This is a genomic window from Vibrio sp. Vb0304 (assembly GCF_033338995.1).
In the GTDB taxonomy this organism is placed as follows: Bacteria; Pseudomonadota; Gammaproteobacteria; order Enterobacterales; family Vibrionaceae; genus Vibrio; species Vibrio alginolyticus.
Genome location: NZ_JAWOTT010000020.1, coordinates 45,404 through 59,795, shown reverse-complemented (window position 1 = coordinate 59,795; position 14,392 = coordinate 45,404). Strand labels below are relative to the sequence as shown.

The window sequence follows — 14,392 nt, the reverse complement described above, 5'->3', positions numbered from 1 at the left end:
TGCTCCTAGTAACGTAATGAGGCAAAGTAGTAAGCAAGATTTTCGATCTCTTTGTCAGTGAGATTTTTTGCGATGGTCCCCATCATATTGAGCGGGTCGCCACTGCGAGTGCCGTTTTTCCATGCCATCAATTGCGTTTTTAAGTAATCAGCATGTTGGCTTGCGAGGCGAGGGAACTTGTCGACGCCCATACCGCTGGCTCCATGACAAGTTGCGCAAGCTGGAATATTTCTATCCCAATCGCCTTGGAAAATTAATTTACGATAAGGGTTACGAATATCAGCTTGGTCGCCGCGTTGTTCTGGATTCGTGAACTCATAGCTCGGGAGGTTAGCAAAGTACTTCATAACTTCCTTCCGATCTGCGGGATCGCTGAGTTCCTTCGCCATGCCTTGCATGACCACATTTTGGCGTTCGCCACTAAGGAATAGTTCGATTTGAGTGTTGAGATAATTCGCGTTTAAACCAGCGATCATCGGCGCGATATTTGGCTGTCCCATGCCATCTTGGCCGTGACAACCGCTACATACGCTGGCTTTTTCCGGAATAGACGAGGCGCTTGCGCCCATAGTGGTTGCTAACAAACAGGCCACCACCACTGGAAGAATTTTTGACATGCTGACTCACTTTAATTTTTATTAATATGTCTAAGTGCTACTTGGTAGTCACTTGGACAATATTGTCGGCCTTGTCAATAATGAAAGGTATTGTGGATTTCCACATATTTAATAAGTGTAAATGGCCGTATTTGTTTTTATTGGTTGTTCTATAAGCGATAAAAACAAAGTGGTGAAGAGCTGCACAAATCGGCAGCTCTAAGTGGTAGAGACGTCCTAACGTGCGGCGTTACGCTTTGCGGATTTTGGCCGGCAGGGACTGACGTGCCGCCGCGCCCACTACCCAATCCAACAATACACCTTTACCTTCTCGGGTAGGATCAATTAAGCCAATGTCGTTAATGTTGACGCCATCTTGGCTGCGCGTTTTTACGGGTTGTTGTTTATCGCCGATCCAGTGCGAGCGTTGTCCTAGCTCGGTATGACCAAACCCATGTTCAAATCCGAGTGTGCCAGGGCGAGTTCCGCTGACTATCATCGCAAGTGCTTTGGTGCTTGCAGATGGTGTCTCAATAACAAACTCATCACCTGTTTTAATGCCTGCGCGCTCGGCATCGATTGGATGGATGTACACTGGGTTTACGCCTTTAATCGAGTTCAACCTTGGCGATAGATTGGATACCGCACTGTGAATGTTGGATTTAAAGTTCGTCAGGCTGAATGGCCATTCTGAGCTTGGGAACTGTTCTTCCATTGGTGTGCCATCGGCCAGCTTTTGTGGATGCCATGTTGGGCAACCCGTGTAGAAATCACCGGTCATGGTGTTTCTTGCGCTGCCGACACGTTCATTCCATATCGCGACAGGTCGTGTCCATTTGTGCTTCATTTGCTCACCTTGATACGCTTCGGTTGCATTTTCAAAACGTCCACCGCGAGCAAAAATAAACGCCACACGTTTCATCTCATCCGCTGTCAGCGTCTTCTGCATGGCTGGCATTAAACGCTCTAGGCCGGACCACGCAATGTCTTCTGCCGAAACTTCAGGCACCCCGCCTTTCACATAAGCCAAGTTTGCCGCGGAACGTAAGTAGAAATCTTCAGCGCTTTGGAGAGCGTGCCAATTCCCTTGCGCATCTTGAATCGCGTTGTCACCAAAGCCGCCTAGTTGCATTTTCTTGGCGACATCAATCAAAAAGTTTTCTAAGCAAATCGAACGACCATCGGCGGTTTTCTCTGTTCGCGCTTCCACAATCGGCCAACGAGCGGTGACGGTTTTCACCGGAACGTCGTGCCAAGGCGTTGCCATACCCCAGCTTTCGTAGGTGACCGTGTCAGGTACAATATAATCCGACAACGCGGTGGTTTCGTTAATGAACGCATCAACAGACACAATCAAACCGAGTTGTTTTGGATCTTTAAGCTTGTCTTCCAGCAGCGTTTTCAATCCGGGTACACCATACATCGGGTTCGCCATGTGGTTGATCCACGCTTTAACGCGGTATGGATACCCATCAATAGCCGCAGATAGGTGCTCTGTCAGCAGTGGCGCGGCAAACGGATACCAAGGGGCGCGAGTTGGGTAAGGTGATTCACCTGCCTCAACGCGACGTTTGTATTCGCTGGTTTTGTGGTAGGGGAATTTACTGCGCGACAAAAAGACGCCTTTCGGGCCGACTTTGCCAGCAAATTTGGTGAAGTCGTAACGAGGACCCGCAGCGGAAGTTGGGTAGCCACCCGCTTTGGCCATCGCGCCGCCTTTCATATTTATGTTACCAATCAACGCATTGAGCATCATGATGGTAAACGAGTTATAGAACCCATTGGTGTGCATGTTGCCACCGTGGGTATCGACCACCGCTTTTGTTCCGTGACTGGTGAAGCGCTTTGCTAGTTCAACAACTTGTTCGACAGGGATTTCACATTGTTGGCTGTAGAACTCAAGACTGTATTTGAACGCCTCTTCTTTGAGTCTTTGTAGAGACGATTTTACGCGCACTTCGCCCGATGCAAGCGAAACCGTTTTATCGACAAACAGTGCCGCTTCCTCAGCTTGGGTATGAACACCAAATTCGCCGCTTTGCTCATCCACGATGACGTACGGGTCGGAGTCAGACAACACTTCGCCCTCGAATGGCAGATTCAAGTCGGACGCGCGTAAAAACGTGCCGTTTCTCGGGTGCTGATTATCGCTTATCACGAGATGCGTAGCATTACACAAGTGCGCGGTGCCGGCTCGTTTCATCGCGTTTGCCCCCGGCTGCGCCAAGAAGGTTTTGTTGTAGCGTTGGTTTTCGATGATCCATTGGATCATGCCAAGCACGAGGGCAGAGTCGGTGCCCGGTTTGATTGGTATCCAGCGGTTATTGTCACCTGCTGCCAAGCTCGATGAACCCGCCGGCAAACTTGGTGTGATGATGGTGTATTCCAAGCTGCCTTCTGTTCGCGCATTGGCGAGTTGGCGCGCCTGACGCTTAAAAGGGTTACCCGCTTGAGCTGGCGACATACCGATGAAGATGATGTATTCCGCATTATCAAAGTCTGGCTTTAAGTGTGCGTTCTTATCTAAATCGTTCATAAATGCGCCGCTGCCAGCACGAAATGCATAGCCGCAGTAAGAGCCATGATGCCCAAAGTTACGCGTACCATAGCTGTTGAACGCGAAGCGTTTGAATATGTCGTCTCGGCCTTCGTTACCTGCGTTGGTCATTAACAATTGGTTGGCTTTCGGTCCATATTCTGGGTTTTCAGGATCAACGGGCGTTGTTAAATCGCGAATATCGCGTAAGCCATCAACATGGCCTTCACCAAATAAATCACCACCTTCAACGACTTCTTTTATCAATTGCTCGTAGCTGATCGGAATCCATTTTCCTTCGCCGCGTTTGCCAACTCGTTTCAGCGGCTGAGTAATGCGGTACGGGCTGTTGCGAATTTCTAGCATCCCGTTTCCTCTTGCACAGGCGGTCGAACGGCCGTCAAGGCCCGCTTCTCCTGCCAAGCTCAAATAAGCATCTTTGACTGGCGTTTCGAAAGGAATGTGTTGCTGATGAGACAGCGGGTGATATGGGTTGCCACTGATACGCAAGATCTCGTCATTGCGGTTATCAATGCGTACACGCAATCCGCACAGTGACCAGCAACCAAAACACATCGATGGTGCAACACGCTGGTTTGGATTTGGGATCAGATTACCTTGGTTATTGACGGCGTATTCTGGTTCGAGGGAATTGCCGTGGTGAATATCGCGGGTCTTTTGCCCAGCAGTGCCTTCCAGCGCACCTTCTACCATGTGCTTGGTTGTGGTGGCGTAACCTGCAGCAAATGCGCCAAGCCCACCGACTGCAAGGCCTGATTTCAAAAACTGACGGCGTTTGTTATCCATAATGAAATCCTCTTTGATTAGCGTTCAGTTAAGGTGAGTGATGATGCGTTTGCTTCGATATCTTGTTTTGGCTGAACCAGCTCTGAGCCGAGCAGTGCCAGAGCAAGCCATAATCCGAGCATGCCGATAATGCCTATCCAGCCATTTCCATCCATAGTGAGTTGGTATGGATACAGCCCTGCATCGAACTTGGCGATGGTTTGCACTTCCATGATGGTGAACCAGCGAATCAGCCATGCACTTGCCAGTGCGGCAGCAGACACAAAACCGAGCCCTATGACGTGACGAAATCTGGCTGATGTGGACTTTTGGGTATCGCGCAAGAAGATGAAGGCGAGCAAAATACAACCTAAAACGACAAAAGTGAGCAAGGCAATGTTGTGCATCCATCGTTCGCTAGAATAGAGCGAAAATGTAGAGTTGTTGGATGCCCAAATGGGTAGGAGAATCAGCGTCAGAACGCCGCTCGTTACCAGTGACTTTTTGAGTAAATTGTTATCACCAGAAGTGAGAGCTTTCGATTGGCTAGGCAGCAGTAACCAAATCAGCAGAGAAAATCCGACAGCGCCCATAAATGCAGTGACAAACCAAAGAATTGGTGACGCGGGTTGGTGCCATAAAGAGCGCGATTTAACGACTGCAATTTCAGCTCCAGTATAAAGGGCGATGGTTAAGCCTGATAACACGGTGATTGCAGATATTGTGAGCATCACTTTGTGAGAAATTGTCCACTCACCGAGCGATAACTTAGATAACAGAGGTAGTACTTTTCCCGGTTGATTTCGCAGTGCGATAAGATCCTGACGCAGATACAGCCATGCTGTCGCAACCGCCAGCGTAGAAAAAACAGGCAGGAACAGCGAGCCTAGAGACATCCATGACCACGGCGTGATGTGTACGTAAAAATACCATGCGCGTCCCGGCTGGTGAAGGTCGCCAGTTAACGCTAATGGCCCCACGATGGCGCCGATGGCCAGCGTCAGAACAAGCGCAGCGCGCAGTCTGTGACTGGTGTGTTTTTCAAATAATAGGGCGATTAGGAATAAAACAGCAGCCGCATAAGCCGAACCGATGTAGAAGAAATACTGCACCGCCCACGGGAGCCAAGCCATCGCTTGAGGTTGGACTAACACTTCGGTGATGTTCATGCGCGATCTCCTTGTGGGTCGTAAATAGCAGGTTGTCCGTCGATGTGGCTGGTGAAGCGTTCATCCATGCCGATGTAAAACACGTGAGGCTTGGTGCCTTCATTGGGTTTTAGCACTTTGATATCGTCTTGGTGCTTCGCAATTAAGCGGCGGACTTCACTTGATGGATCATTCAAATCACCAATTACACGTGCTCCGCCAACACAGGTTTCCACGCAGGCAGGCAATAGACCTTTTTCTAGACGGTGAGCACAGAAGGTACATTTATCTGCGGTGAGCGTGTCCTCATTGATAAAACGAGCATCATAAGGGCAAGCTTGTACACAGTACGCGCAGGCGACGCAGCGACTGTTATCCACCATGACAATACCATCTTCGCGCTGAAAGGTTGCTTGAACCGGACACACTGCCACGCAAGGTGGGTTGTCGCAGTGGTTACAAAGGCGCGGTAGCATAAAGGCTTTTGCTTCTCGCGTGGCTGTAGAGCCATCATCTAACGTAACTTCGTATTGCTTTACGGTGGTTCGGAATTGACCAATTGGCGCTTGGTTTTCAATGCTGCAACCTACGGTGCACGCTTGGCATCCGACACATTTACGCAAATCTATCACCATGGCATAACGCTTGCCGATTTGTCCTTTTCGGTCAGCGGACTGGTTATTTCGAATAATGTTTCCCGCGGTTGCCGTGCCAATGCCCGCGACTGGAATTAACGCGGCTCCAGCTGTGACCGCGCTGAGAAAGCGACGTTTGGTGGAATCCATAACTCACCTGCTTTTTTGTTGTATTTGAATTGACTGATTCCATTGTGAGAAATGCACCGCGAGGCTTATATTGTGGATTTCCACATACCCAGATCAAACTTGATCTAAAACAAATGTGGTTTAGGGAAGGTAGCTGTTATTCTTGTCGTACTCTCTTGACGGAACGATTCGACTCATCATGAAAAAAGCACTGTGGCTTCAGCTTTGGATTCTTTGCTTAGTTGCCTTTGCATCTTTGGCTCAGGGCGCAGTTTCTGAACAAGCAGATCTGCAAGGAATGCAAGAGCAAAAAGCAGAGCAGCCACAGGCCAAGCAGAAAATTGAAGTGGGCGTGTTAGCGATACGCGGCCATCTTTATGCTGAGCAGAGATGGCAACCGACCATTGATTGGCTCAATCAGCAAATTTCCGATGTGCATTTTGTCCTTCATCCCCTTAACTTGGATGAAATGGGTGAAGCGGTGAAGTTTCAGACCATGGATTTCATCTTAACCAACCCAGGTCAGGCAGTGCGGTTGGGCAGGCAATACGCGCTGTCGTGGATGGCAACGCTAACCAGCAGAGCACCACAAAACTCGAATTACGGCATTGGTTCGGCGCTTGTGGTTCGAGCCAATTCAAGTTATCAAACGGTGCAAGATGTCTCAGGACGTCCCGTTGCAGCGGTATCAGAAAAAGCCTTTGGTGGTTATCTCACGATGCGCTATCAAATAGTCAAAATGGGGCTTAATCCAAACGATTTCTTTTCTGATGCCCGCTATCTTGGTTTTCCTATTGATGCCAACCTGTATCAATTACGTGATGGTAATGTGGAAGCGGCCGTTGTCCCTGCTTGTTTATTGGAACAGATGTTAAGTGAAGGGCTTTTACAACCGGGTAATTACCGAGTTTTAAATCAACAGCCGAACGAGCGCTCGTTATGCGCTGTTTCCACACCGCTTTATCCGAACTGGTCATTTGCCAAAACAGAGCGCGGTTCAGCTCAGATCGCCAAACAGATTGCGCAAGTATTGTTAGCGATGCCACCTGAACACCCTGCGGTTATTGCGGCAGACGCGTCAGGTTGGACGTCCCCCGTCAGCTTGCTGAGCATCGACAAACTTTATCAGGCGTTGAATCTCCATCCGTGGCAACAACCTTGGTGGAGTGAGGCTCTACGCTGGCTGCGTAGTCATCAAGAATGGGCATGGGCGCTGTTCATATTTGTGATTGTGTTGAACGCGTACCACTTTTGGCTTGAGTATCGATTTAGCAAGAGTAAGCAAGCGTTGGAGCAGACATCGTTACGATTAAAAGAGAAAAGTGAACAGTTAGAACATTCACAAAGGGTCGCGATTGTCGGAGAAATCGGCACTAGTCTTGCTCATGAACTCAATCAGCCATTGGCAGCCATTCGCAATTATAGTGAAGGCGGTTTACTTCGCTTGGCCAAAAAACGCCCACATGAAGATATTGTCCCTGTACTTGAGAAAATACAAGGCCAAGTTGAAAGAGCCGATGCAATTATTCAGCGATTAAGAACGTTGATTCGCAAGCGCAGTGTCGACAAAACGTTGTGCGATCTTCAAGTACTCATTGATGACACGATTGAGTTGCTCCATTTTAGAATGCAGAAGCAAAACATTTCTATTGTGGCCAGTACAGAAGGGAACATTCGTCCGTTACTTGTCGATGCAGTTGGCGTACAACAGGTTTTAGTTAATGTGATCAGCAACGCGATTGATGCGTGTACTTTGTTCCAAGAGAAATATCACTCGTCAGGTTATCAAGGTAAAATTGCCCTGCATTGCGATTACCAAATCAGTCAACTCTCCATTCGAGTGTTAGACAATGGTACAGGGTTGCAGCAAGAGAATCCGACTCAAGCGTTTGTGAGTAGCAAAGAAGAAGGGCTTGGGCTAGGGTTAGCCATTTGTCGCGATGTGATGGAAATGCATGGTGGCGAGTTTGTCATCAGCTCGACAGCACCACATGGTTGTTTGGTTGAGCTTGTGTTTCCATATCAAAACTAATCTGAACTAAGCATAGGAGCATTCAATGAGCAGCGGTGAAAAGCAGCTACCTGTTTTTGTAGTCGATGATGATGAATCGGTGCGTGACTCGCTCGCTTTTATGCTGGAAGAGCATGACTTCAACGTGACGACTTTTGCTGATGGGCAATCTTTTCTCGATAAAGTGGACATTCATCAAGCCGGATGCGTGATCCTTGATAGCCGAATGCCTAACCTTCGTGGTCAGCAAGTGCACCAAATTTTAAATCAAGTCAACAGCCCGTTAGCCGTTATTTATCTGACAGGGCATGGTGATGTCCCAATGGCGGTCGATGCATTACAAGCTGGGGCGGTCAATTTCTTCCAAAAACCAGTCAAAGGCGATGAACTGGCACGAGCCATTTTGCAGGGACAGGCGCAGTCTGCCACAAACCTCGATATGGCAGCAGCTAAATCGGCTTATGAATCGCTCACACCTAGAGAAAAAGACATTTTACGTTTGATCATTGAAGGAAAACGCAACATTCGTATTGCTGACGAACTTTGCATAGCAATGCGAACGGTTGAAGTACACCGAGCCAATTTATTGAAGAAGTTCTCGGCAAAAACCGTCGCAGAGTTGGCATATATTTATGGCAAGTTAGATTAAAGCTTAGCGAGTGAAGCCTCTTAAGGCTATTTAGAGGATACAACTTGAGCTTTATGACGACTCGCGTATTATCTTCTTCGTTCTTACTTTATCTGAATTCTTATGAGTTTGTTGACTAAACGACATCACACGCCACATAAGCGGGCAAAATGGCTACTGGCGATTATTGGCTGGGTGGTCGTTGTGTGTCTGATGCAAAATTCAGGCTTTGCATCGTCATGCTCTATGAAATATGAGACGGAATCGCCCGCGGTTTCACTCGCTGATGAGCGTTCGAGCGTCAAGTCGATTGATACTAAAGAAACCAGCAAGTGCGAATTGTCTGAAAAGTTAATTCAGTTTTCTCAACATCAACTCGATGTATTTATTGTTGTTCTGTTTGTCGGTCTTTTTGCTTCGGCAATTTGGTTGTGCAGTGCCTATATTGGTGCGCAACATTGGACGGAACCGATAGGCCGTAAGTATCGAGTCCATCTGACTTTCTGTGTGTTCCGAGAATAAAAGCGTGCTTTCTGACCACTAGCGTCAGTTATTTAGCACCTTTGTCTTTATAACTAGGAATCACTATGAATCAAATTACTAAACTGACTCAGCTTGCGTCCATGTTTTTTATGACGCTTGCTTTGAGTTTGCTCTCTCTGAGTATTTCAGCTCAAACTACTGATACAGGTTGGCTAACCAACCCACAACATCCTCCAGTGCAAGCGCGCTTTGTGCTCACTGGTCAACAAGATCCGCAAGCCAAAACAATCACTGGTTATCTGGACGTCAAGTTGGCTGGGGACTGGAAAACTTACTGGCGTTCACCTGGTGAGGGCGGCGTAGCACCATCTATTGATTGGCAAAATTCACAAAATTTATCCAAAGTGGATTGGCAATGGCCGCACCCACAAAAATTCGAACTATTAGGTATCGAGACTCTTGGGTATAAAGGCGATACTTTGTTCCCCATGACGCTGCACGTCGAAGACATGTCCAGACCTGTCACGATTGATGCGGTACTGACACTTTCTTCTTGTACGACGATTTGTGTGCTGACCGACTATCAAATTCAATTGACGTTCTTGCCTTCTGATCTAACAGTCGATGAAGGCGTGATGTTCAGTTACGCTCAAGCAGTGAGTAACGTGCCGCAGCCATCGCCGTTTATTGATGTTACTCAGGCGAGTTGGGATGCGAACCAATCGAAACTACAAATCAAGCTACAGAACAGTCAGGGTTGGCAACAACCACAAGTGCTGGTGGATGGTGTCGATGAAGCAACGCGAGACTATAGCTTCAAGCTTGAAGGAATGCATCAAGAAGGAAACATCGTCACCGCGAGCTATATCGTTGATACTTGGCTGGGCGATGTGGAGTTAGATGGTCAGTCGCTGTTTGTGACCATCAAAGACACCAATTTACTAGCAGAAGAAACCACTCAAGCAACTGCTGAGGCAATAGTTGAACCGTTGCCGAGCACGTCTCTAACGAGTGTTTTTCTATTCGCGTTGCTCGGCGGTTTAATTCTTAACATTATGCCTTGCGTTCTTCCGGTTTTGGGGATGAAGCTAAGTAGTATTGTTGCCGCTCAAGGTATCGAGCGTCGTCAAATTCGCGCTCAGTTTGTTGCCTCGTCACTTGGTATATTAACGTCGTTCTGGATTCTCGCTGGTTTTATTTTGGTGCTTAAGCTAACAGGTAATGCCATTGGCTGGGGCGTGCAATTTCAAAGCCCTTGGTTCTTAGGTTTGATGGTGTTGGTCACCACTTTGTTTGGGGCCAATATGCTGGGGCTGTTTGAAGTCCGTCTATCATCGGGTACCAATACATGGCTGGCCTCGAAAGGTGATAACTCCCTAGTTGGTCACTATGTTCAAGGTATGTTTGCCACATTGCTTGCGACGCCTTGCTCCGCGCCTTTTCTAGGAACGGCCGTGGCGTTTGCCTTGGGTGCCGATGTGGTTACGCTGTTTGCTATTTTCACCGCCTTAGCGTTGGGGATGGCGTTGCCTTGGATTATGGTGGCAATTTTCCCAAGTATTGCGCTTAAATTGCCGAAGCCGGGTCAGTGGATGAACGTGGTCAAAAACGTATTTGGTGTGATGATGTTGGCCACCAGCGTTTGGCTACTGTCTTTGATGGCCAATCACCTCCCAGTGTTTTGGGTCATTTTCGCCGGTTTAGTCGCGTTTATTGTTCTGATGATTCGCGTTAAACGCGCTCATGGCGATAAAGCACTCGTGCTATCCGGCTCTGCATCGCTTATCTTAATTGTTGGCGGGCTGCTACTTGGTAGTGTCACTGCCGACCAATGGGCGACACCGCTTCCTGAGGACTTAGCGTGGCAGAAGCTTTCTAACTCGGCGATTGAAGATCACGTCAATAATGGGCGAGTGGTGTTTGTGGATGTCACTGCGGATTGGTGTGTCACGTGTAAAGCGAACAAGATCGGTGTGATCTGGCAAGATCCTGTCTACTCATTGCTGCAAAGCCCTAATGTAGCGACGTTAAAAGGGGATTGGACACATCCGGACGGCTCGGTAACTGACTTTTTACGAGCTCATGGGCGTTACGGTGTGCCGTTTAACATCGTCTATGGCCCGGCAGCGCCGCAAGGTATCCCGTTACCTGTGATTCTGACTGATGATGTTGTTTTAAGTGCGGTGAAGCAAGCGAGTGGGGGAGCTATTCAATGAGTTCGACAAAGCGGCGTAGAACATTCCGATATTGGCTCGTTCAAATCGTACAGATGGTGCTCATTGTCACCGTCATTTCCATCGCGATGGATTGGTATCGCACTAAAGATATTCCTAAACAGGAGTCACCACCATTGAGCTCAGTCTTGAGCGATGGCGAACACTTCGATGCAATCGCGCAAAGTTATGAACAACCTGTCGTTGTTTATTTTTGGGCGACTTGGTGTCCCGCTTGTAAATTTGTAAGCCCAAGCGTGAGTTGGCTGAGTGATGACTACACCGTAGTTGGCGTTTCTGGCTCGTCGGGATCGAATGAGCGTGTGGCGCGGTTTATGAGGGCAAAAGAATATCGTTTCGAAAACATAAACGATCCTTCAAGCGATATTATGCGCGAATGGAAAATTAGCGTGACCCCAACCATTTATGTTTTAAGAAATGGTGAAATTTCCTTCGTCACAACTGGCATTACCACTCCGATAGGAATATTAGCGAGAATTTGGTTAGCTCGATAACGCAATAACAATCCGATATTCAAAAATATCGAGTATCGGATTTTTTTGTTGTCCTAAACAACCAGTCGGTCACATACCATAAAGAACTAGTTAACCAATAAGTGTCTAGATGCTTATTGCGTGCTACATTCGAGCATCGTTCTGGTTATCAAGGAGGAAACGATGAACGTAGCAAAAATGTATGATGATGTGTCGGATCGCTATCAAAAGTTGGTGGATGACAGTCACTACGTCGGTCCACGTTGGATTTCTGAGAAGTTAAAAACCTTTCCCATCGAGCAAGGCTCGGTTCTCGACCTAGCCTGTGCGACTGGCAGTATCGGCCATGTCGTAAAAAGTCACTATCCAGAACTCGCCATCCATGGCTTAGACATCTCGTCCAAAATGGTTGATAAAGCGCGCCAAACTAACCTCTATCAAAGCGTCGCGGTTCATAATCTCGATGAGCCATTTTCCCCTTTGTTTGAACAAACCTTCGACCTTATCACCGCACTTGGTTTTACTGAGTTTCTAGCAGAGCCTCAACAACTTTTGGAGTGTATTTCGCATAAGCTAACTGCGAATGGACGATGTTTTATCAGCTTTCAATACCACGATCCGGATGGACAAGATTTGCCTCGAAATACTTATAGTGGATCGGTCGTGCATAAGGCATATACCGAAAGTGAAGTTGAGCAACTCTGTCAGCCAGCTGGGTTGGAAGTGGTTTCCTTAGAAAATGTGATTGGTTACGTATCTGGTGTTGGTTATGTGTGTCGATACTTGATGCTAGAGCTGAAAAAGTCACACCGCTGAAATAAGTAACAAACAAGGACTGTTTTTGAAAACACAAGATTTAACCGAGTTCGGGTCGGGCATTGAATACGATGCTCAATACGACCAGCATTACCATCAAGAAATTGCTTTCATCACAAGGTTAATCGAAGAAACCAATGCTCGAAGTGTATTGGATGTCTGTTGTGGTTCCGGCATTGTCACGATTCCAGTCTCTGAGCAACTCAACGACGCCATTGGCATTGATATTTCTGAAGGGATGCTCAAACACGCAAAGGACAAAGCCAAAAGCAGGAGTAACTTGCGTTTTCTTCATCTCGACGCAACCCAGTTTTCGTTAGGTAAGAAGTTTGACCTAGCCATAATGACAGGGAATGCATTCCAAGCCTTTTTAAGTGATGAGATGCTAGCAGGTGCACTGAGCTCAATATCAAGACACCTCGAAAAAGGTAAGCGATTTGTTTTCGATACGCGGTTACCAACGCCAGAAAATCTAGAATTGGATAATGAGATGGCACTGTGGCAAACCTATGTTTCTCCAACTTATGGTGAAGTGAATTATTTCGGTATGAAGGTCGAGTATGACTTGCAAACATCCATCATGTATTTGAAGAAAGAGCGCCATTTTGAAGGTGGAATGATTGAGCATTCCAGCATTGATTTAAAATATCGTCCGCTGGAAGACATAGACGTTTTCCTTGAACAAGCGGGATTCAGAATCATAGAGAAGTACCAGTCTTGGTCATCGCAAGCATTTGAGGCGAATGCCAACTCGCTTGTCTGTTTGGCTGAGAAAATATAAATCAATGTTGGGGGATACAATGCAAGGGTTTCGAATTACCACGTCGTTAGATGACATGGATTTAGACGTTATCTACCAGTTCATTTCAAACAGTTATTGGGGAAAGGGCATTCCAAGAGAACGCCTGGAGAAATCATTGCGCCATTCGTTCTGTTTTGCGGTTTTGGATGACGAAAATCAACTCGTTGCTTTTGCTCGGTTAATTACCGATCGTACCACGTTTGCGTACCTAGCCGATGTGTTTGTTGTGGAGGTACACCGTGGTAAAGGCATCAGTAAGTGGTTGATCTCAGAAATTATTGCTCATCCAGAACTACAAGGCTTACGCCGTATGATGCTTGCAACCCGCGATGCTCATGGGTTGTACGAACAGTTTGGGTTCACTCCTATTGCTCCAGTAGAAAACTTCATGCAAATCTGGAAACCGAATGTTTATCAGAGCTAAATCATGATGAGAGTTGAATCTCAACAAGTGGCAATCAGACACCTCAAAACAACAGACGCTGCTCCCCTGTTTGAAAACTATTTAGGCGATGAGCAAGCATGCCGCTTCCTCAATCGCCAAGTCCACCAAAATGTTAATCAAACCCTTGAAGCTATCGAAAGATGGCGTGCTCAATATGATCAAAAGTCTCCCAATCTCTTAGTCTTCGCTATTGAAGAACTCACTTCTCAAACTCCTATTGGTTGTCTGGTGCTGATACCTGAGCAAGACAGCAGTGAAATCCATTTTGGTATTTCTGCTCGCTATCGGGGAAAAGGCTATGCAACCCAAGCCTGCAAACTTGGCGTTGTCTGCCTGCAAAGCTTGGGTATAACGCGCATTCGCACCGCCCCGCATATTGGCAACCACACGAGTATCCGTGTGTTGGAGAAATGCGGCTTTATCAGCCAAGGCATTTTAAAAGCGCATGCAGTTTTTCCTGCTCTAGGACGTGAGGCGCAAGACTGTATGGATATGCAATTGGAGGATATCGAACTGCGCCATTTTGCACATTGTTCAGAATGAAATTGATAGCGGTTGAAACGAGCGGTTACAGAGCATGTTAGTCGCCATCGTAGACAGCGTCTTTGCTGAATGATTCCTCGAGATTTTTTTAGTCTTTGATTGTCAGAGGTGACTGACAAAACCATAC

13 protein-coding genes are annotated in these 14,392 nt (G+C 47.3%); 9 read left to right on the top strand and 4 right to left on the bottom strand.

Translation table 11 applies throughout. From position 1 onward, the window contains the following. Positions 1–5: 5 nt before the first annotated feature. From R7P35_RS19075 to dsrO, 4 genes are all read right to left on the bottom strand, one after another. A complete protein-coding gene (locus R7P35_RS19075; protein ID WP_372034639.1) occupies positions 6–569 on the bottom strand; it encodes a c-type cytochrome in 564 nt (187 codons plus the stop codon). 277 nt (positions 570–846) lie between these two features. Then, positions 847–3,939, bottom strand: coding sequence for a tetrathionate reductase subunit A (locus tag R7P35_RS19070; RefSeq protein WP_318092503.1), 3,093 nt, complete (start codon positions 3,937–3,939; stop codon positions 847–849). Positions 3,940–3,956: 17 nt separating this feature from the next. Further along, entirely contained in the window at positions 3,957–5,087 is a 1,131-nt protein-coding gene (nrfD, locus tag R7P35_RS19065; RefSeq protein ID WP_213904863.1) for an NrfD/PsrC family molybdoenzyme membrane anchor subunit, read from the bottom strand. Then, positions 5,084–5,851, bottom strand: coding sequence for a sulfate reduction electron transfer complex DsrMKJOP subunit DsrO (dsrO, locus tag R7P35_RS19060; RefSeq protein WP_005376699.1), 768 nt, complete (start codon positions 5,849–5,851; stop codon positions 5,084–5,086). Before dsrO ends, nrfD begins: the two co-directional genes overlap by 4 nt. A gap of 178 nt (positions 5,852–6,029) precedes the next feature. Here dsrO and R7P35_RS19055 point away from each other — a divergent pair, with 178 nt between their 5' ends. The 9 genes from R7P35_RS19055 to R7P35_RS19015 all read left to right on the top strand — a co-directional run bounded on the left by R7P35_RS19055 (position 6,030) and on the right by R7P35_RS19015 (position 14,265). After that, positions 6,030–7,862 (top strand): PhnD/SsuA/transferrin family substrate-binding protein, encoded by a 1,833-nt coding sequence (locus tag R7P35_RS19055; RefSeq protein ID WP_318092501.1) that lies wholly within the window; start codon positions 6,030–6,032, stop codon positions 7,860–7,862. 25 nt (positions 7,863–7,887) lie between these two features. After that, positions 7,888–8,490: a response regulator transcription factor gene (locus R7P35_RS19050; protein ID WP_213891780.1), complete on the top strand. Its 603-nt coding sequence runs from the start codon at positions 7,888–7,890 to the stop codon at positions 8,488–8,490. 102 nt (positions 8,491–8,592) lie between these two features. After that, positions 8,593–8,991 carry a hypothetical protein gene (locus R7P35_RS19045; RefSeq protein ID WP_005376702.1) on the top strand — a complete coding sequence of 133 codons (399 nt, stop codon included), beginning with the start codon at positions 8,593–8,595 and terminating at the stop codon, positions 8,989–8,991. 65 nt (positions 8,992–9,056) lie between these two features. After that, entirely contained in the window at positions 9,057–11,168 is a 2,112-nt protein-coding gene (locus R7P35_RS19040; RefSeq protein WP_213904861.1) for a protein-disulfide reductase DsbD family protein, read from the top strand. Next, positions 11,165–11,680 carry a protein disulfide oxidoreductase gene (locus R7P35_RS19035; protein WP_213904860.1) on the top strand — a complete coding sequence of 172 codons (516 nt, stop codon included), beginning with the start codon at positions 11,165–11,167 and terminating at the stop codon, positions 11,678–11,680. The genes R7P35_RS19040 and R7P35_RS19035 overlap by 4 nt, the downstream gene beginning before the upstream one ends. 162 nt (positions 11,681–11,842) lie before the next feature. Next, positions 11,843–12,475 carry a class I SAM-dependent DNA methyltransferase gene (locus R7P35_RS19030; protein ID WP_213904859.1) on the top strand — a complete coding sequence of 211 codons (633 nt, stop codon included), beginning with the start codon at positions 11,843–11,845 and terminating at the stop codon, positions 12,473–12,475. Positions 12,476–12,500: 25 nt separating this feature from the next. After that, a complete protein-coding gene (locus tag R7P35_RS19025) occupies positions 12,501–13,256 on the top strand; it encodes a class I SAM-dependent methyltransferase (RefSeq protein WP_042523062.1) in 756 nt (251 codons plus the stop codon). 19 nt (positions 13,257–13,275) lie between these two features. After that, on the top strand, positions 13,276–13,701 hold the full coding sequence (locus R7P35_RS19020; protein ID WP_042523060.1) for a GNAT family N-acetyltransferase: 426 nt from the start codon (positions 13,276–13,278) through the stop codon (positions 13,699–13,701). 3 nt (positions 13,702–13,704) lie between these two features. After that, complete coding sequence (locus R7P35_RS19015) at positions 13,705–14,265, top strand: GNAT family N-acetyltransferase (protein ID WP_080773719.1); 561 nt, start codon at positions 13,705–13,707, stop codon at positions 14,263–14,265. Positions 14,266–14,392: the final 127 nt, after the last annotated feature.